Source organism: Richelia sinica FACHB-800 (genome assembly GCF_014698825.1).
In the GTDB taxonomy this organism is placed as follows: Bacteria; Cyanobacteriota; Cyanobacteriia; order Cyanobacteriales; family Nostocaceae; genus FACHB-800.
The window spans coordinates 1-18,524 of the sequence record NZ_JACJTT010000061.1; the positions used below are offsets into that span (position 1 = coordinate 1).

16 protein-coding genes and 1 CRISPR repeat array are annotated in these 18,524 nt (G+C 37.0%); all 16 genes read right to left on the reverse strand.

Annotated elements, in window-relative coordinates:
- Positions 1–175 precede the first annotated feature (175 nt).
- A CRISPR array of direct repeats spans positions 176–639; the repeat unit is 36 nt; unit sequence GTGCTCAACGCCTCACGGCATCATAGGTTACTTCAC.
- A 261-nt stretch (positions 640–900) separates the two neighbouring features.
- Positions 901–1,194, reverse strand: a complete 294-nt coding sequence (cas2, locus tag H6G73_RS23280; RefSeq protein WP_190608791.1) for a CRISPR-associated endonuclease Cas2 — start codon at positions 1,192–1,194, stop codon at positions 901–903.
- Between the two features lie 9 nt (positions 1,195–1,203).
- Positions 1,204–2,901, reverse strand: coding sequence for a type I-MYXAN CRISPR-associated endonuclease Cas4/Cas1 (locus tag H6G73_RS23285; RefSeq protein ID WP_190608793.1), 1,698 nt, complete (start codon positions 2,899–2,901; stop codon positions 1,204–1,206).
- Between the two features lie 164 nt (positions 2,902–3,065).
- On the reverse strand, positions 3,066–3,755 hold the full coding sequence (cas5, locus tag H6G73_RS23290; protein ID WP_390840716.1) for a type I-MYXAN CRISPR-associated protein Cas5/Cmx5/DevS: 690 nt from the start codon (positions 3,753–3,755) through the stop codon (positions 3,066–3,068).
- The gene (locus tag H6G73_RS23295; RefSeq protein ID WP_190608796.1) at positions 3,739–4,677 is read right to left on the reverse strand and encodes a type I-B CRISPR-associated protein Cas7/Cst2/DevR; all 939 of its coding nucleotides are present in this window, start codon (positions 4,675–4,677) and stop codon (positions 3,739–3,741) included. The genes cas5 and H6G73_RS23295 overlap by 17 nt, the downstream gene beginning before the upstream one ends.
- Positions 4,678–4,742: 65 nt before the next feature.
- Entirely contained in the window at positions 4,743–6,407 is a 1,665-nt protein-coding gene (gene cmx8, locus H6G73_RS23300) for a type I-MYXAN CRISPR-associated protein Cmx8 (protein WP_190608798.1), read from the reverse strand.
- On the reverse strand, positions 6,404–8,716 hold the full coding sequence (cas3, locus tag H6G73_RS23305; RefSeq protein ID WP_190608800.1) for a CRISPR-associated helicase Cas3': 2,313 nt from the start codon (positions 8,714–8,716) through the stop codon (positions 6,404–6,406). Before cas3 ends, cmx8 begins: the two co-directional genes overlap by 4 nt.
- A complete protein-coding gene (gene cas6, locus H6G73_RS23310; RefSeq protein ID WP_190608803.1) occupies positions 8,694–9,368 on the reverse strand; it encodes a type I-MYXAN CRISPR-associated protein Cas6/Cmx6 in 675 nt (224 codons plus the stop codon). Before cas6 ends, cas3 begins: the two co-directional genes overlap by 23 nt.
- A 648-nt stretch (positions 9,369–10,016) precedes the next feature.
- A complete protein-coding gene (locus H6G73_RS23315; RefSeq protein WP_190608804.1) occupies positions 10,017–10,991 on the reverse strand; it encodes a helix-turn-helix transcriptional regulator in 975 nt (324 codons plus the stop codon).
- Between the two features lie 513 nt (positions 10,992–11,504).
- On the reverse strand, positions 11,505–13,367 hold the full coding sequence (locus H6G73_RS23320; protein WP_190608806.1) for a DEAD/DEAH box helicase: 1,863 nt from the start codon (positions 13,365–13,367) through the stop codon (positions 11,505–11,507).
- A gap of 92 nt (positions 13,368–13,459) precedes the next feature.
- Positions 13,460–13,840, reverse strand: coding sequence for a hypothetical protein (locus H6G73_RS23325; protein ID WP_190608808.1), 381 nt, complete (start codon positions 13,838–13,840; stop codon positions 13,460–13,462).
- Positions 13,841–13,957: 117 nt separating this feature from the next.
- Positions 13,958–14,422 carry a hypothetical protein gene (locus H6G73_RS23330; RefSeq protein WP_190608809.1) on the reverse strand — a complete coding sequence of 155 codons (465 nt, stop codon included), beginning with the start codon at positions 14,420–14,422 and terminating at the stop codon, positions 13,958–13,960.
- Between the two features lie 211 nt (positions 14,423–14,633).
- Entirely contained in the window at positions 14,634–15,323 is a 690-nt protein-coding gene (locus H6G73_RS23335; RefSeq protein WP_190608811.1) for a hypothetical protein, read from the reverse strand.
- Between the two features lie 3 nt (positions 15,324–15,326).
- On the reverse strand, positions 15,327–15,806 hold the full coding sequence (locus tag H6G73_RS23340) for a hypothetical protein (protein WP_190608812.1): 480 nt from the start codon (positions 15,804–15,806) through the stop codon (positions 15,327–15,329).
- 25 nt (positions 15,807–15,831) lie between these two features.
- Positions 15,832–16,431, reverse strand: a complete 600-nt coding sequence (locus tag H6G73_RS23345; RefSeq protein ID WP_190608814.1) for a hypothetical protein — start codon at positions 16,429–16,431, stop codon at positions 15,832–15,834.
- 219 nt (positions 16,432–16,650) lie between these two features.
- Positions 16,651–17,574: a 5'-nucleotidase, lipoprotein e(P4) family gene (locus H6G73_RS23350; protein WP_190608816.1), complete on the reverse strand. Its 924-nt coding sequence runs from the start codon at positions 17,572–17,574 to the stop codon at positions 16,651–16,653.
- A 22-nt stretch (positions 17,575–17,596) separates the two neighbouring features.
- Positions 17,597–18,424, reverse strand: a complete 828-nt coding sequence (locus H6G73_RS25035; protein ID WP_190608817.1) for a thermonuclease family protein — start codon at positions 18,422–18,424, stop codon at positions 17,597–17,599.
- Between the last annotated feature and the right edge of the window lie 100 nt (positions 18,425–18,524).

An 18,524-nucleotide genomic window follows, 5' to 3' on the forward strand; every position in this document is an offset into this window, starting at 1 on the left:
TAAGTTGTTTTAACTGTTCATAATGCAGTCCTAATAATCTTTGAGATTCTTCAGGATTGTTATGAATATACTCGACTATGTTGCTCATAATACCAGGGTAGATACGCTATTTTATCTGGTTATATCATAATTTCATTCTTTTTCGGAGATGTCTAATAAATTAAAGATTCTACTAGTGCTCAACGCCTCACGGCATCATAGGTTACTTCACCTGTTCACTTTCTAAAGCTATAGAGCTAATCAAACTGTGCTCAACGCCTCACGGCATCATAGGTTACTTCACCAGACAGAATGCCAAACTTAACCCCAGAAGAATATAGTGCTCAACGCCTCACGGCATCATAGGTTACTTCACTAGCAGAGTACCTGAGAGTAAAGAGATTGTAGGTAAGTGCTCAACGCCTCACGGCATCATAGGTTACTTCACAATACTTGCCATTACTCTACTCCTTTTTAAACTTGTGCTCAACGCCTCACGGCATCATAGGTTACTTCACGGCTTTCATCGGCAATATCTTTAAAATCCTTAAGGTGCTCAACGCCTCACGGCATCATAGGTTACTTCACGAATCGCCAAACTTAATTTCCTAAAGCCGGATTTACGTGCTCAACGCCTCACGGCATCATAGGTTACTTCACGGCATTAGCTGAAACCTACATCAGAAAGCTATTCAGTTTGCATATTACAAGCATCTTGCCCTTGAATGCAAAAAGTTCGGTAACTTTTTACCTAAATTGGATTTTCAATGCGAATTATCTGCCATCAATCGCTTGCAATGACTAGCTTTCAGAATAAATACAAGCACCTCTTTGTGTTCCCAAAATCCTCAACAGGATATCCTAAAAGACTTTCCAGGTTTTTTATTGTGTCCTGAGAACTAACAACCGGATATTCTTGCATTACAAGATTTTGTAAGTTTCCTCTGGGAATGACCAAGCATTAGGACGATTATATTTTGGTATGTCAGTTACACACTGATTAGAAAGACGAATCAGCAGTAAACTATCTTCAGCCGTTAATATTTGCTCTAATTCCCAACGTAGCTTTTCCCGCGATCGCATACTCAACCAAGACCGGAAAATTGAGTATTGGATTCTTTCACCATAGCCTTCCAGTAATTTATACGCTTTACGCCAGCGTTTTGGGTTACGGATGTCGTAACAAATGAGGTAACAATTTTTGTGTTCTGCCATTGTTACATATCACCGTAATATTAGATGACCAAACAACCCAGCTTCGCCACTCCATTCTTTTTCTAGTAGTCGCACCTCCAATTCAAATAAACGGCGATAGGTGAGGGAATAACCTGTAGCTGGATGCTTCCAACTTTCTTGTTTACGACGCTCATACAGTTCAACAAACTTTTGCTTGCCAGTTTCACTTAACCATACCTGTTGACCTCTAATATCAAAATCTTCTTGGGGATTCCACTGACCCCGATTAATTGAAGATATTACTGTCATATCAACCAAAGGTACTCTGAAAATTTCCAACAAATCCAAGGCTAGAGGTGCAGCTTGTGAACGAGGTTGATGATAAAAACCTAATGCTGGTTCTAAACCAACACTCAAAATTGCATTCATTACATCTTTGAGTACCAAAGCATAACCAAAACTGAGTAAAGCATTGAATCTATCTTTAGGAGGACGGCGGTTTCTACCATTAAAATGCAGTTCTCTAGCTACATCTTGAGAAATTAAGCAAGGTAAAGCACTAAAATACAAGGCAGCAATATTTCCCTCTAGTCCCAAGAGCGACTCTAAGGATTTAGCTTGAGGAACTTGTTTGAGGACAGCTTTCATTTGGCCGATAGCTGCGCTCGCCGAAGGCATCGCTTTCTCTAAATTCTCAGGTACTTGAGTTTTTCCCCTAGTGCCACGCATTAAAAATTTGCGTTGACCTTGACCACGACAAAGCACCAGTTTACGTGCTAATTCCAGACATGTATCAGGGTTAATTAATGCAGCATACTGACGAATACGCCGTTGAATACTGCCATTGCGGTTATCAAAACTACCAAGATAGCGACCACCACCAGAAACAAAATGTATTCCTATATCTTGGTCAGCACAAAAATGTAATGCCTGAGTAGAAATTTGTGAAAAACTGTGTAATACCAACTGTCCTATCTGACGAGCCGGAATGTTTTCCACAGGTTGACCACGACGAGCAATTTTTATTTGTTCTCCCGTTCTCCCCACTAATGTACCTGGTTCTAAAATATGAATTACCAAGCGTTCATCATCTTCTGGAAATAGGCGAATTGGTTGCCATTCTCTATCATGGGCAAGCCTAGCTTCTTCTGGTAAGCAAACAGGAGCTAAAGAACAACGGGTGCATAATCGCTCGTTATCTGTTACTGGTGGCCTGTATGCTGATTTTCTCAGAGTGCGTGCTTGCTGGATTGCTTGGCGAACAGTTTCCCTGCCTGAATCATCCAGTGGTACATGAACCAGTACATTATCAGCATGATAACGAATACGACCTTCTTTGACCGTAATTCCCAAAGCTGATTCTAGGAGACAGGCATAAGCGAGGATTTGTAACTTGTCGCTTTCCCATGCTTGAGGTTGTTTGTTTTCATCTCGATGACAACGACCACGTTTATGCTCGTAGGGTATAGTTTGCCCATCACGGGTGCGAAGGGCATCCAGCCGCCCACGTAAACCTAACTCTTCACTTTCAAGAAATAATTCCTCCCATTCCTCATCTTCCTGTTTTTCGATTTCTGTGTGCAGTCTGCGTCCAGCAAATACCGCAGCGTCTTGGGTGTAAAGTTCCTCAACTTCTTCTAGGTAAAATAAACGCGGACAGTAAGCTAGGGCATGAAGGGCAGAAACACGCACAGTTTCAGAAACTGGTTTTGTCAGAGCTTCTAATTCTAAATCAATAGCTTGCATGGTATTACAAATGTTTACTTGTGTGTTACCTTGCTATTAATCTAGTTGGTGAAGTAGGCAGAAACGTTTCCTAGTTGAAAATAAGATTATTAAATTTTCAAGGTTCGGTTTGATGCTGATCTGAATATTCTCACAAAGAAAGGAATATTATTATTCAAATCAACTTAATGTGGTAATTTTGACCAAGCAGATTCCGGCGGTTCCAGTACAAAATTATCTGCTGGATAAAAGACTCGAATTTGAGTTTTTGTGTTATCTGCTCGATTAATCCAAGTTGTAAGTCGGCAAATTCCTCTATTGGGACGAGTATTATCTTCTAAAAGACAATACCATCTTGTACAAGGAGGTTTTTCTAGGACTTGAATATTATCAAATAAAAAGTTATTATCTCCAGCAAAAGGAAGTCCATAACGTGGTTCATTGAGTTCTCCATTCAGTCCTTGAACAATGCGATCGCACAAAGATTTATCTGTTTTCACTCCCACAACCAGCTTTAGATTAACAATCACCTCTCTACGCACAGGTGCAATCCAGTATTTATTACCATAGGTTTTTTGAGCTAATTCTTTTCCTGATGCACCGACAGGATAATTATGAAGTTGTTGAGATAAAACAGCAATTTCTGATTTAGGTTTTTCGGGATAATGGGGAACACCAATAGCAATTTCTATTTCCGGTAAATCATCCCTAATTAAAGTAATAGGTTTGTCAGTTGCAGTTCTTTGTTCAATCCCTGCTAAATTTAGCAAAATACCGTAAACAGTTGATGGAGATGGTACAGGTGTTGTGGAACGATATGAACCAGACTGAAAAGGTCTAAAAGAGGCAAAAGGAGCTTCAAGCAGCAGAAACACTAGCATTACCTCCTAAAAATTCATTTGCTAATTGATCAAATAATTGTTCAGGATTTTTGAATAAGTGAACACCCGCATTAGTTAATCTAGAAATTTCAGCTTCATTCATCTGACGCACAATTTCACCACCAATCCAAAATTCATCTCCTGGTAAATCGCAACCTGAAGAATCTCGTTGACATAACCGATTTAATTCAGGAAAACTACCATCCTCTTCAAATCCATAGGTTTTATAACCTGCTACTAATTTAGGAGTTAAACGTGCAACTACAGAACAAGGTGCAAATTCATAATATGCTCTAGCGTGTCCTCCTGCTACACCATTGAGTTGTGCGATCGCTTGTAATAAAGCTCTTACCCATTCTGGTTTTTCTAAACAATCTAGTTGAGATAAAGCAAAAGGATATTGAAATGCTGTATGTGTTACTTCTCTATGCAATAAAGCAGAAGTAGAGGCATTTTTCCAAGGACTTTGACCAGCATTCAAAGGTGATTGATGAAAAACAGCATCATATTTATAGGGACTCAAAGCAACTGCCATGTTACAACGAAAAATACTATCTCTTTTAGGTGGTAAAGATTGTTCCCTCATCTTTTTCACATCATTCGTTTGTGCTACCATGTAACCGAATAAAAAGTCATCAGCATATTTGGCAGGATTAGGATATTCTTTAAATTCAACTGCTAACTGATCTTCATTATGTAAACGAGTACGGTTATTCGGTTGTTTGAGTAAAATTAGACTTTCTCTAATTGCATTGCGGATAGATTCTGGACTGATCACCGCATATTTTTGACCTTGTTTGACAATTTTTTGTAAAACTGTTCTATTTTCTTCAGATTCACCACGATAATTACCAGCAGGAGCAGGATAGGTAAGAACAGTAGCGAAAAGATTGAGCTTAGTTTGATTGTTAGTCATGATTCATTATTTCCTATTTCTGTTGAATAAATTTTCACCTAATGGCATCAAAGGAAGAGAATTTTTTAAGCAGCTTTGTCTTCAGAATCTTCTTTATTGCTAGTAGAAAACTGGCTAGAAAGAGCTAATAAGGTTAATGCTCTAATTTCATCAGTTTTATTAAATAAATCATCAGCGAATTGAGCAAATTCATTTTTTTTAACAAAAGGATAAAGAGTTGAAACAAAATAATCAATGAAGGATTGGGATTCCGTGCGAGAGCGCACAGCTAAAAAAGCTTCATTAGCTATTTTAGTTTTCTTCTCATGATATTCTTTTTCTTTCTTAGGATTTCCTTGATATTCTTTCCATTCTAGTCCATGCTTTGATTTAAGTTTTCCTAATACATAAGATTGACAAACTTGATAAACAATTTCAGCATATTTGCGAATAGTGCTGGATTGTGCATTCATTGTAATTTCTCCTTGATTTTGTAATATTTCAATATTGAATAATTGACGAGCATCATGACTGAAATAAGGGTCTTCAAACCATTTGCGAGGAATACGACTTAAAAGTTCATCAAAGCCAATCCAGGGAAGAGTTTCTGTTGGTTCTTCATCAGAGTTATTAGGATTAAGATAAAAACTTAATAAATTCAGCAATCTTTGCTTGCGAAACCAAGGACACCAGTAATTATCTTTGATCTGGGCATAGCGATCTGTAATTTCTAAAATAGGTTCGATATAACTAATTGATTGAAATTTAATACTGTTACCTGACTTTTCAGCATGAAAAATTTCAGCACCTAAAATAGATTTTCTAATGCTTTGCTCTCCTGTTTTACGAGCTATTCTATCTTGCAGAAGAAAAATATCTAAAGCACCCTCTTCAGCTAAATCAATTACGCATTCACGGGGTAAATATCCCAATTTTGTGTTATCTCTCTCTTTTAAAACTCTGGGTAAGTTATGACAAAATCGCTTTAAATCAGCTACGTCAGGAATAACAATAGCATAGCTACTAAATTCACGTTTACCATCTTTATTAATCGTAGAAGGTCGGTAAATTTGGAAAACGAAAGGCGCAAAATGTAAGAGAAATTGATAACGAATCATATCCTGAGTAGGAATATTATCTGCTGTTGTTGCCATTGCACCTAAATAATAATTTCCTGACTGTCCTATTGTCTTATCAGGCTGATTCAGGTCTTTCCAAATTTTTTCAGAATCTTGAATGTAAGTTTGTCCATCACATCTGTTATTAAAAGGATTGCGAGTAGCAGGAACTCCTCTAACAATATTCCATAGCATATCACGCCAGAGTTTGATCCATAATCCTTTATTGATGTCTTCGTCTGACTCATCCCAATATGATAAAAATGCACCTTGAGGAACAATGACTGAATAATAGTACATTTTTTGTGTTGTGGCTCTACCTTTTTTATCAGTTGTTTCTATCTCCTCAATACGTTCATAATCTTTTATTTTTGTAGCTGTACCTCTTTCTTCTTTAAATGATTGATAAGTAAAATCAAATAAAGATTTTAGTCCTTCCAAATTTACGCTTAACTTAGCTCCATATTGATCAAGATGACTTAACTCGATAATTGAGCCTGTTCTTTCTTCAAACCAAGCCTGTTTAGATAGTTCTTGAATCATTAAAACTAATCCTGCGAGTCCGGCTCGATGTTGGGAGGAAGGAAGTTCAGCTAATTGATAATATAGTTCAATAACATCTTGATTTTTCATTGTCCAAATCCTCGTTTTTCGCAATAAAGTTTACTATCTGCGATCGCTAAATATTTAGGTAATTCATCTGGACGATTTTCTGTGTTAAACTGAGCTAATTTTTTCGGAATGGGTAAAATATAACCTTCGGCATCTGGATTTTTAGCTTCTCTCAGTTTTAAAAACTTTTCAGCATCAATATCTAAAACAGCATTAACCGAATAATCATCGGTTTCTCGAAAAGGTTCGGAAGTTGCCCAATATCCAGCCTCAATAAAACTACTATAACCCTCTATATTTACTTCTGGAGGTGAGTGTTTTTCAAGTTTTTCAGCTAATTGTTTTTGAGAAGCTATACCTAGAACATCATTGATAAAATCTTTGGCACTTTTAATTTCTTCTTTGTTATAAGGTTTTACATCTTCTGGTTCATATATCCAGATATCAGAATATTCAATTAATCCATGACGGTTTGACCTTCCAAAACGTTGGACTAATGCAGAAATTGGTGCTAATTCTGTGATCAGGACATCTGCATCTAAATCTAAGGACATCTCACAGACTTGAGTGGTAACAGCAATAACACTTTCTTTCTGTGATTGAAAAGCATTAACTGTCTCTTGATGCCTTTTTTTTCGATGTTCTAAAGTGAAACGACTATGGTAAGTTAAAATTTTAGCATCCTTTCCTAAAATATCTTCTAATTCAATAGCTTTTTGACGACATCTATCAACCGTATTCACCACCCAAAGAACCCGTTTACCTTGTTGAAAAGCAGAGGTAGCCTTAGTATTTGCTGTATTTTGATCACAATAGTGAATTTTATATCTATCTCGTTTTTCTGCCTCCTCTAATTCTTTAAGCTCAGACCTATCTTCAGTTGGAAACACAAATAATCCTAATCCTTTCTGTTTTTGTTCTAAATTTAAAGTTAGAGCCTTCTTTCGTGATGTGGATAATGTTGCTGTCATACATAAAACAGGAATATCAAAATGTTCTAAAAAACTTATTAAAGAATTAAACATTTTGCGAGAAAAACTGTGAACTTCATCAATCACTACCACTGAATCTGCTAAAACTGGTAACAACACCAACCCTGTATAACTATGGGTTAAAAATGAGAGAAACTGATCAACTGTTGCTGAGAAGAAACGCTTACCCCAAAATCCCAAAGCATAAAGACGCTCATCTGTAGTAAAGTCTTTATCTTTTGTTGATTCAGAAGGATTTTCGGACATTGCTTTGAGTTCATAAGGTGCTGTTCCTGTTAATAAGCTCGCATCGGACTCAGGACACCATGACACATAATCTTTAAACCCCTCGGTAGCTGTTCCCCTTGTAGGATATAAAAAAATTACATGGCCAACTTGATAATGTTTGAGAATGCCTTGCTGCCATTTATAAGCAAATATGGTTTTACCTGTTCCACACCCACTAAGTAATAGCAGACGTGAATTTAATTCAGTTGCCTTTTCCTGAAATTCTTTTAGCTCAAAAGGTTTACCTGTCTTTTGTTCAATTTGCTGATAGCGAGGTTTAAGAATTTTGTTATCAACTTCCTCTGCTGTCACTGGTTCTCTGTGCAAGGTTTCTGTCACCCATTGATTAATAGCATCAGAACTTTGAACCCGAAAAATTCCTGATGCCACTGAATCAGCAGCTATTAAACCTGATTTAACGGCTAATAGTAAAGCACGACGTTCAGGGTTCTCCTCAATTTCGTAATTCAAATCATCAGCAGCATCTCTAACACTTTCATAAACTGATTGCCACAATTTGTCTTTACTCATCCATTTATGAGGAAGTTTAGGAGTTCCTTTGAGATTAACAAGTTCTCCAATTTCTGCCAAAATTACTTCTATTTGAGGATGTTCTAAATAGAGTTGGATTTCTTGAATAAGAGTGCGTGATTGCCCAAAAGGTTTTACATAGCCTCTTTCATGAGGTGATGCTTGTAAATGATGACATAATACAGCAGCAGTTATTACTTTTAAATCCAGTCCACTAGGTTCTAACCATTTACGAACTGTAGGAAAGTGAAGAATTAAGGCACTAATCCATTCATGGCGTAAAGATTGCTTCAGCTTTTTTCCTTTAATTAAAGCATCAAATTCTTCATTAGCTTTACCGATATCATGAAATAGAGATGCAACTCGTATATGTACCAGAAATTGCTCAGAATCTTGAACCTTAAAAAAGCGACACCAATTCCTAAGCACTCTATCTTTGAATATCGCCAAAGCAGCTTTTTCAGTATCTTTAAGATGCTGTTCCAAAGTTAAAGGATCACGATTGGGAATCGGACTCTTAGCTAAGAGATGCGGTTGCATTATCCTTTTCTCCCTGATAACCTTTTTTAACTTGAATATTGGGATAAAAAACACCACATCCCAAACGGCGTTTTCCTCCTAAACCATGAATTTGTAACTTAATCGAATCTTTTTTTGTTAAATCAGAAACCACCACACTAAAACCTACAATCGTATAGCTTCTTTTTTGATCAGGTTTATTGATTTTAAGGGTTAAACGCTTAGGTTCTCCTTCTTCATTCGCAGGAATACCAATATTTGCTTGAATTTCTAAAGCCTGTAACTGCCGATTAGCTGCTTCTAAAAAAGACATAGGTTCAGTATAACCTTTAATAGTAACTAAGCGGGACTTTAATGATTCACAACTTTGAAGAGTTTGTAATTCAGGATTTCCCAATTTAATTTGATATTCTCCAATAGTTAAAGTTTGTCCAACTAGGGGATAAACTAGGGCGATCGCCTCTACAGGAAGTCGTAAATAAAGCCGTGAACTAGAAGTTAAAGCTATTGTTCCTTGTTTATCTGGAATACCTGAAATTGTATTAATTGCTAATCCTTCAAGATTATGTAATTGAGGAATCTTTTCTGAAATACTCCCTAAAAGTCTATGGTTATGATCAGCATGAAGTTTCGTCCCCTGTACAGGAAATACAAGGTTAATAATTTTGTTCATAAGTCACACTCATGTTTTGTTAATATTAATACTTTTCGCCTTATGGCATCACAGGTCATGTGAATCAGCATTATTAAACCTGTGCTGATTTTTATATTCAATAAGCTATTAAGTTTTAATGAGTTCCCAAGAGTTATGTCCTTGATGCAGTATGGTGTAGTTATTTATCTGACAAAATTGCTTGATACTACACAGCTTATGTAATTTTGAAGGACTTATGCTTAATTTTTGACAAACTTCACCAGTAGTTAGATTTCTATAATGGTATGGTAAATCGAATATAGAAAGCTGACGGTGCGAAGTTGCTTCCAGTTTTTTTACGAAGTTTTTAGGCATGATGCTAAAACCTACATTGCTAGTGGTTATTTTTATTTTACCCCACACCCCTAATATTATAGATACTCACATCGAAATATCCTAATTGAAAACGAGAAGCCTTATTGGAACTCGATTTGAGCCTTGACTACATAAACAAAAACTTAAATACATTGAGAACCTGGTTGTCATTACACAATCGCTTAAGAGCATCAAAGGATGATTGAGTAAGAACCCCGATTTATATCGAAACTCAGTGATCAACGCCAATAATAATGACATCATAGATTCTCTAACCCTTATTATATAATGATTTGACATGATCTCCACTCCTCATAGTTCATAATGTTTACTCATTTCCTCAACTTCCCCCTTCACCAAAGCCACCAACTCTGGTGGTTCTTTTACTACTGCACCTTTGCCATACCCCAACACCCATCTTTTCAACTCATTTAAACCAGTTACCTGCATTTGCAAAGTAATAGAACCATCAGGATGTTCCTTAATTTCTTGAGTAGAATGCCAGCGTCGTTCTCGTATATAGGGAGCAGTAGCAGCATCAAACCAAATGGCCACAAGTCTGGGATTTCCATTACCGACTTCTGCCTGAAAAATCTTCTCCAAATATTCTTTAGGATTAAAAGTTGGATCTCGAATAAACTTGCTATCTAATAGTTGCAATTTCCTGATTCTATCTACACGAAACCAGCGCATAGCCTGTCTCTGATGACAAAAGCCAATAACATAAGGATTAGTACCTCTATAAATATGCAGTAAATAAGGGTCTATAACTCTATTAGAACTTGCATTGCGACTAGCTGTGTAATAATGAATACTAACTTGCCTAGAATTATGACAGGCCTCAACTAACTGACCCCAAATTTGCGGATCGAGATAAGTTTCTGCCCCAGAAGTAAAAAGGATTCTTTCATCAGCTATTTGCTGCAAATCAACCCATGTCTGTTTTGGTAATCTTTCACTCAATCGCACAATTGCGGAGCGTAAATCATTAATATAAGCAGAACCAGCATAAGCTTGTAACATTCTTGCACCCAATGTCAAAGCAAATAATTCTCCTTGAGATAGAGAAATACTAGGTAGTCGCCACTCTGGGTCAGTGTAGTGATGACCTTTACTCCGACTAAATTCTAAAGGTGCATTGAAGCGATCGCGTAGAAAAGCCAAGTCGCTCCGAATAGTGCGCTCACTAACTTCTACCTGTTTAGCAAGGGTTAAAGTTGTTGGTTGCTGTGTAGTTCTCAGCAATAAATCAATGTGCAATAGTCTCTCTAGATGCCGAGGGGACATAAATCCTTCAGTGGATGATTAACCTTACTTAAGCGTAAAATAGTTACCCGGCAAAAACACTTCCGCTTACAAAATTTCAGTAATACTTAATTTATGGCAGACATTTTTTACAAAAAAATACTTGTTTACAGCAAATTATTGAAAATTAAAAAATTAAGTATGGTGATTGGAATATTGTTTAACTGTTAGTTTCTGTGATTTGAAACCTAAAATGGCAGTTATTGCCACTTTATGGTTCACAAACTAGGTAGCCAATATATGGTTCAGTTTTCATATATGGGTAATTTATTTGGTAATGATTATCGTACAGAGGATAGAAGGGAGTATTTGTGCATCGCGCAAATACCTCCAACGCGCGTGATTATCATTTTTACTTAGTTAAAGCCGTTTAAACTTGCGGTCATTATTTGATTCACAACATGAGATTTTGATTGTTTGAAAGCCTTGAAATTACGTAAACTTCTGGTCAGGTTATGATTCATTTTTCGGCCAACTTAGGGTTCAAAGCACAAATTACCCTGCAACTTTTGATAATGCTGACTTAACACGGTTGGTAAATTCTGATGACCGATGACAGGTAATAATTAGTTGGTCAATAGCCCTGGTCATTGCCACATACATTAATCGCGCCTCGTCTGCTATCTCTTGGTTTTCTTTGGGCATATAGCCAAGGCCGGGAACACATACTATTGGAAACTCTAACCCCTTGCTGGAGTGCATGGTTAAAAGTTTTATACTTTCTTCAGCAGGATTATAATTGCGACTATCATTATTGGCGTTCACCCACTCGATGGGAATCTGCATTGTTTGGAAGTCTTGGAAGAAGCGATCGCCCATGAATTTGAAGCGATAAATAATTGCTATGTCATTCCAGGGTGTACCCCGTTCATGTAATTGTTGCAGTCGCTGGGCTAAGTATTTTACTTCCTGTTGAAAACTGGGGAGTTTAATTAAATCTGGCATTGCTCCCTGGCGGCCCGCACTGGCAGGTTCTACCAATACCACTTGGTCATCCTCTCCGGTGGTAGGTTGCATCACTTCCTTAGCAAATTCGTAGGCTACCCCTAACACCTGTTCTGTGTTGCGGTAATTGAGTTTGAGTATAGTGGTGCGCCCCTGTGCCTGAATGCCTACACTCTTAAAGCTAAATTTCTTGTCGCGTTTTTCGCCGTAGAGATTTTGGGCATCGTCATACAAGATAAGCAGTGAGTTAGTTTCTGGGTTGACCATCTGTGCAACCAATTTTAACCACTCTGCTTTAAAGTCGTGGCCTTCATCTAGCATTACCGCGTCGTAAGTTCCGGCGGGTATTGTTTGAGCGTCAACCGCAAGGATGACCCGATTCACTAATTCTTCTATGTAAGCTTCACCTTGGTATTCTTTGGGATTTGGTCTAGGGATGCGGTATTTTTTCAGCTGATCCATACACCAGCCATGAAAGTGTCTCACTATCACCCGCTGCCCCAGACCTTTATCTACAATCATTTGTCTGAGTTTGGCAGCAAGGGAGACGTTAAAGCACAGTACCAAAATAGGTTTATTACCAAACTGTGCAAGATGCTGACAGCGAAAACCTAAAATCATGGTTTTACCGGAACCCGCCACACCATGAATTAACCGATGTCCATCACCTAAACTGCGGGCTAACTGTTCCTGTTGCAAGTCCATGATTTTTAGAATGTCAGGGATTTGCGGCTGCGCTGGTTCTTCGGTGGTGGTGTCTATATCGAATAAAGATAATTGTTTGGCAGTGATGCGTAAATCTGGGAAGATATGCCAGCGAATTCTATCTATTTGGTTGCTAGTGAGTCTGTTACCAAAATTGTATGCCGACAAATCCCAAAGTCGTTGCTGAAATTCCCCTGCATCGGTACTCGGTAACATCTCATCTTTGCATATAATTAAATGTTCCTCAAAAACTGCGGTGAGTTCGCTATTATTAAAGTCTTTGCGGGTGATGTTAGTTAAAACTACACCATAACCATAGGGGATAATTAATTTACCTTGATAATCTCCTTCTTGCTCCACCAGGGCAGGGTCTTTTTCTAGCATCTTGTTGACTGCTAGGGCGTAGTCTCTGGCTTGCTGTAGCGGATTTTGAACTTCCTTGAATCCATTATCAGTAATTATGGTAAATGTGGAAGGATTAACAGTTTGAATGGTGTCCAGTTTCCAATCTTTCACCTCCAGAATAAATAAACCCCTGCTGGGATGTAAAACTATGAAATCCGGGTGTAACTGCTTTTTACCCACTGGTACGTCGTACCAAAGCAGGTAATCATCATCTAGTTTTTCCTCCATGCGCTGCGCTAACCTCCTCTCGCCAGGGGTCATTCTCATTGAGCAGCTATTGAATGAAGGAATTAGTGTGGCCATAGAAATTGTGAGTTGGGGTTTCCTCTAATAACTGAATGAATTTTATGTTAGACATCTGTGTTTAGGTGCAATTCCTGTGATTTTTGGAATAATTAGGGCGGTTCTAATTTAAATAATCTACTCCCAGAAGGCGTTACAACATCTATCCATTCATCACCACAATAAGGATTGACTACCATCCAGGATTTTTTACCATGTTCTTTGACATAAGTATCTTGCCATTTACACAATATACTTTGGTTGCCATAAAACCAATAGAACTTCTTGCCGTTAGGAAAAGTGTATGTATGTAGCCATCCTTTTATTCCTTGTAAAGTAGCCTCACTTTTCGTTTCTTTGCACATCTGGGATTTTTTGCTATTTCCTAATACGCATGGGGTATCATGCCATGTCTGAGCATAAACTTCCTGTGTAAAAAACGATGAAGTTATACCCATGATTGTTAAACTCAAACAAATGTTAAATAATCGCATAGTTTATTCAGAATGAAAGTTAATGTCATTTAGGAGCGCACAAAGCAGCGCGGATTGGCTTTTAAGAATTGTAAATTTCTATTTACGTCACTATTTCGTTGCGAGTAAGAGTTATCTTTACTTTAAACCTAATCTCTTTTTAATCTCTCTCAGTTCTTGAGTATTAGGACTAAACCTTTTATACTTATAACCTGGTTCAATTTTGATATATGGTGGTAAATCTTCTGTTGCCACAGGTTCACAGGATTTGTAAATTAATCTCATGGTCTGTAAATCAAACTTAGAAATCCTCAATAATGAATGTTTGCTCTTAGGAACGATACCAGAAATTTTTCCTCTAACTCGTATATCCAGGTCTTCTACTAAACTACATATACTTAATTCACGAGTTACTTCACAAGGTCCAGCACATCCCGTTCCATCACTTGATATTTTAATATATTCACGAAGATCATTTTTAACTTCTGAAACTGACTTGATCTTTTGAGCATTATTTGTTTGAGCATCAGTAATATTATCAGCAAACATTAATCCTGTACTTAATGCTAAACCGATGATTAATATTGATTTACTACATTTCATATTATTCCTCCCCAATAATTTAAAATTACAAAATTACAATGTGTGTAGTGAACACTCTTATCCTTGTTTTCCCTCAATAACGGAATGTAGTACAACTTCCAAAACTGTATTTGCTGAATTGTGATTAACGATGCCTACGGTGTATCCCTGACGGGACTCGAAGAGAGCGAAGCTATTGCGTTTTTGACTTTCTTTGAAGAATAGGAAGCCGTTAGTTTTTCTTGATATTTGGTTTTGCAAGATTTATTCCAGAACCACGATTAGGACGCATAATAATCTGAGATGGTGTAGAAGTTAAATTTTCAAAGGTGTTGTAATATTGTGAACCATCAAATTTGTGTAACTTCCAAATAAATTTCATCTCTCCCGAATGATAGAGTAAAGTTGCCAGGTTGAGCCAACCATTGCTTCTGTTTTTTAGTACAGCTATTTGTGCTTCATTAGAAGCAGCACCTGTTTTCCCTATCAGACGATATCCACTACCACTTTTCTTGAAGATATAAACTGGACATTCCCAAGCTCCACAGTGAGGGCCACCGGTGTAAACAATAACTTCCTTTATTTTATCATTGTTTAAATCTACCTCCGCAGTAAAGTATTCAATTTCGTGAAAAAAATCACGTACATGATTACCGACAGAATTTTTAATTGCTGATATTAAAGCTGAATTTGTTTTCCTATTATTCTTTGCTTTTAAAGTAATAATTAAATCAGTATTTTCCCTCGGAATATTAGATTTGATAGTAAATTCTGAATCGCCGGAACGTGCTGATGCTAATGCCGATAATTCGTTAGCACCTAAAGTCATCAAACTGAGTCCCAAGATAAATAGCGAACGCTGTGCTTGTGATAATATTCTGACTTTCATTAAGCTAGCTCCTGTCTGATAATTTTTAACCACTGATTAATAATTGCATCGATACATTCTTTCTTTTAAATCTAGCTCTTTGAGAATTTGATTACTTGATTCACAAGATGGGCTATAAATAGTTACTTGCCCTGGAACACCTATAAAAACGGTTTCAGCTTTAACAGTCTTACATTGTGACCAAATTTTCTTCATTAAAGCTAATTCTCGTGATGTTATTTTGAGAGGGCGTTTACTTTTTAGAGGTTTACCAATAATTTTTCCATTAACTCGTGTGTTAAGATTTCCTACGATTTCACAAATTTGAATAGATAGTGGAGCAAGACATCCTTTCGTATCACAAAAACTCGGAGGGTTTAATCTCTCAATAATTGCATTTTTAGCTTGACTAACTGAACGAATTCTATTACTAGATGGTATTTCAGAAGGAAATTGTGCTGATGCTTGCTTGCACCAACTTAAAGACAAAACTGTAATCACTGCTAATGTTGTGGTCTTTACTAAGATGTTTTTCATGGGGTTTCCTCAATAATCTTCAAAATTAATCAATCGGTTCTTGAGTGCAAGTAAGATAATTAGAATTTACCCAACCTTGCAACCCTTCAACTTTTTTATTCGGTCCTTTAAACACAGTTACATAAGCCCAGATACCTTGTTGTTTATGTAGTAAAACATGATTGCCATTATTTAAACCAGCCCTAGATTTACCGTTGGGTTTAAATCGCAGTGCCAACTGTCCAGTTTTAATATTGACCACATCACACCAGGTAGCCCATTTCAAATCAACTTTAGGTAGGTTTTCTGCAATTGCTACCATTTTTTCACGTAATATTTGTTTATTGTTGTGAACAATGGTTAAGTACATTCCTTCATTAGAGTTTTCCTTCCAGGACACCGAGTAATAATAATCCCCGTTTACCCATGTAGTACCCCGATAACCCTGATCACGCCATCCTGTACCGTCTTCTAATCTGATGCACTGGCCTTTATCATCACAGCCAACATAGACTGTACTTTCTTCGTATAGGATATTAACTGTGAATTTTCCGGCACGGTATGTATCGGCTTTGGCTTGTAAGTTGGTGCTGACAATACAAGCGGTGGTTATCGCTGCGGTTAATAATAATCGTTTTAAGTTCATGTTTTCCTCTAAGAATTTGGGAGTGTTTTGGAAATGGCGATGGCGCGGAGCGCCCGCCGGAGGCGAACGCCTAAATAATCAGCATAATAAAATCAATAATTTATCTTGATTATTTAAGTAATTCAGTTGTTTGTAACAATACTGTAGTCACTGCTAATGTTGTGGTTTTTAAAATGGTTTTCATGGTTTCCTCTAAGAATTTGGTGAGAGCATAATTGATTACTGAGACACCCAGCGAGTTAAAGATTCCCGGCGTTGTTGGTTTCTTTGGACTGGTGTCAGATCAAAAGCACTTTGTTTATTAAATGCTTTGGGGTTATACATTCCTGTTTCCCAGTTGCCATACATAGGATTAGGTATAGCAATATAAGCAGGTTCAATTATTCCTTTATTAACATTCAACATCCCGTAAGCATGACGATACTTATCTGTAAAATCACGTCGTTCTTGATTAGTCTTGCCTATGGTTTCATCAAAGTCATTCAGATTGTCCCCAATCAAGGCAACTACTGTATATTTTGTTTTATCTGCACTGCCATTTTTTACAGCGTCTACTCGCCATTGTTTAGAATTATCTTCTTTACCATTAATGATTTTGGTAAACTCTCCTTTGAGTAATACAGTATTTTCATTAACTCCTGTAAATCCTACTGCTTTTAAATTATTGATAGTAGATATTTCCAAATCATTGATTTTAGAAGTTTTTACACTTTTAGTAGTGCGATTAGAAATAAAGAATAATTTACCCCCATTGTTATTAACATAATTTACAAATTCTACTGCTCCTGGTACAGCTTTAGCTTTTTCTGCTTTAATCCATTGATTCCAGGTAGTAGTTTCATAACCCTTATTACTATCTAATAACCCTGCTTGATAGGGGCTATTATCAAGAACTGTTTCATCAATATCAACGATAATGGCAGGACGAGAAATGTTTTTTGATTTAGCAGTATCAAAAGTGAGTTTAGCGATATTGAATGCCTGATAAGTTAAAGCCCTGTATTCTCCAGATTGTTGCACCCAGTTAACCGCTAACATCCCCTGTTGATTTAGTTGTTGACCTGTAAATGCTGTATCTTGCTGTAATTGTGAAATTAGTAGTACGGGTACTAATGCAGTAACGGTAAATGGTAGTTTAGACATTGGTGGTTACGATATTTTTAATTTAGATTTGGTTTGAGGATTTTTTCTGCGATTGCGATCGCTTTGTTGATCGCCAATCCCAAGGAGCAGTAAATTGTGAGTCCCCCCAAATATTTAAACGCTGTTGTTTAGCTTCAGCTTCAGCTTGTTCTACGATGGAGGCACTAGCACAGTTTTTTAGATATTGACGATAAACCATTGCTAGTCCTTCTTTGACTAATATCTGCTGTACAAAAGTCCCATCAAGTAAACGTACCTCAGCAACCTTGCGACCGAAACGGTCAGTATCTACAATATTTAGTTTGACCTGATCACCAACTTTGATAATAGATTCTAGACGTTCTTTAGCTTTATTCCCCCATGAAAACTGATTCTTGTCAGTCGGGTTATTAGTATTATTGTCTGATTCAGATTTAGGCGTTTCGGCTGTATCTACACAAGCAAATCTGACTCTGATTTCTTGATTGGATGTATCAGTAACGGCGATTGTATCACCATCATTAATTTGTTTGACTTGGTAAGTGAGATTAGAGGATTTAGGAACATTATTAGATTGTTCATCTTTAAGTACAATAAACTGATTAGGTTCTGTAATTGTTAATTGATTTATTCCTCCTTGTTTTTTGGGTTTAATATTAATGATTTTGACATTTTTACCTTGTATGGAAATAGGATTAGGCGCATCGGGGATTTTATTGAAAATATTGTCAGGTATAATTACTTCATAAATCTTCTTGTCTTCTCCTAAAAGTTTAAAAGATTCAACTTCACCCTTTTTAGTCCAGCCGTTAATTTTACCTGAAATTTCGGTTTGAGTGGGACTGCCAGGTTTACCATCAGGACCAGAAATGTTGAATGTCGATACAAAACTTTACATCTTTAGATAGAGTAGCTCTAAAAAGCCTAAAATAGTCAACATAACATTATCTCCTCAAGCCAATGAACATAAC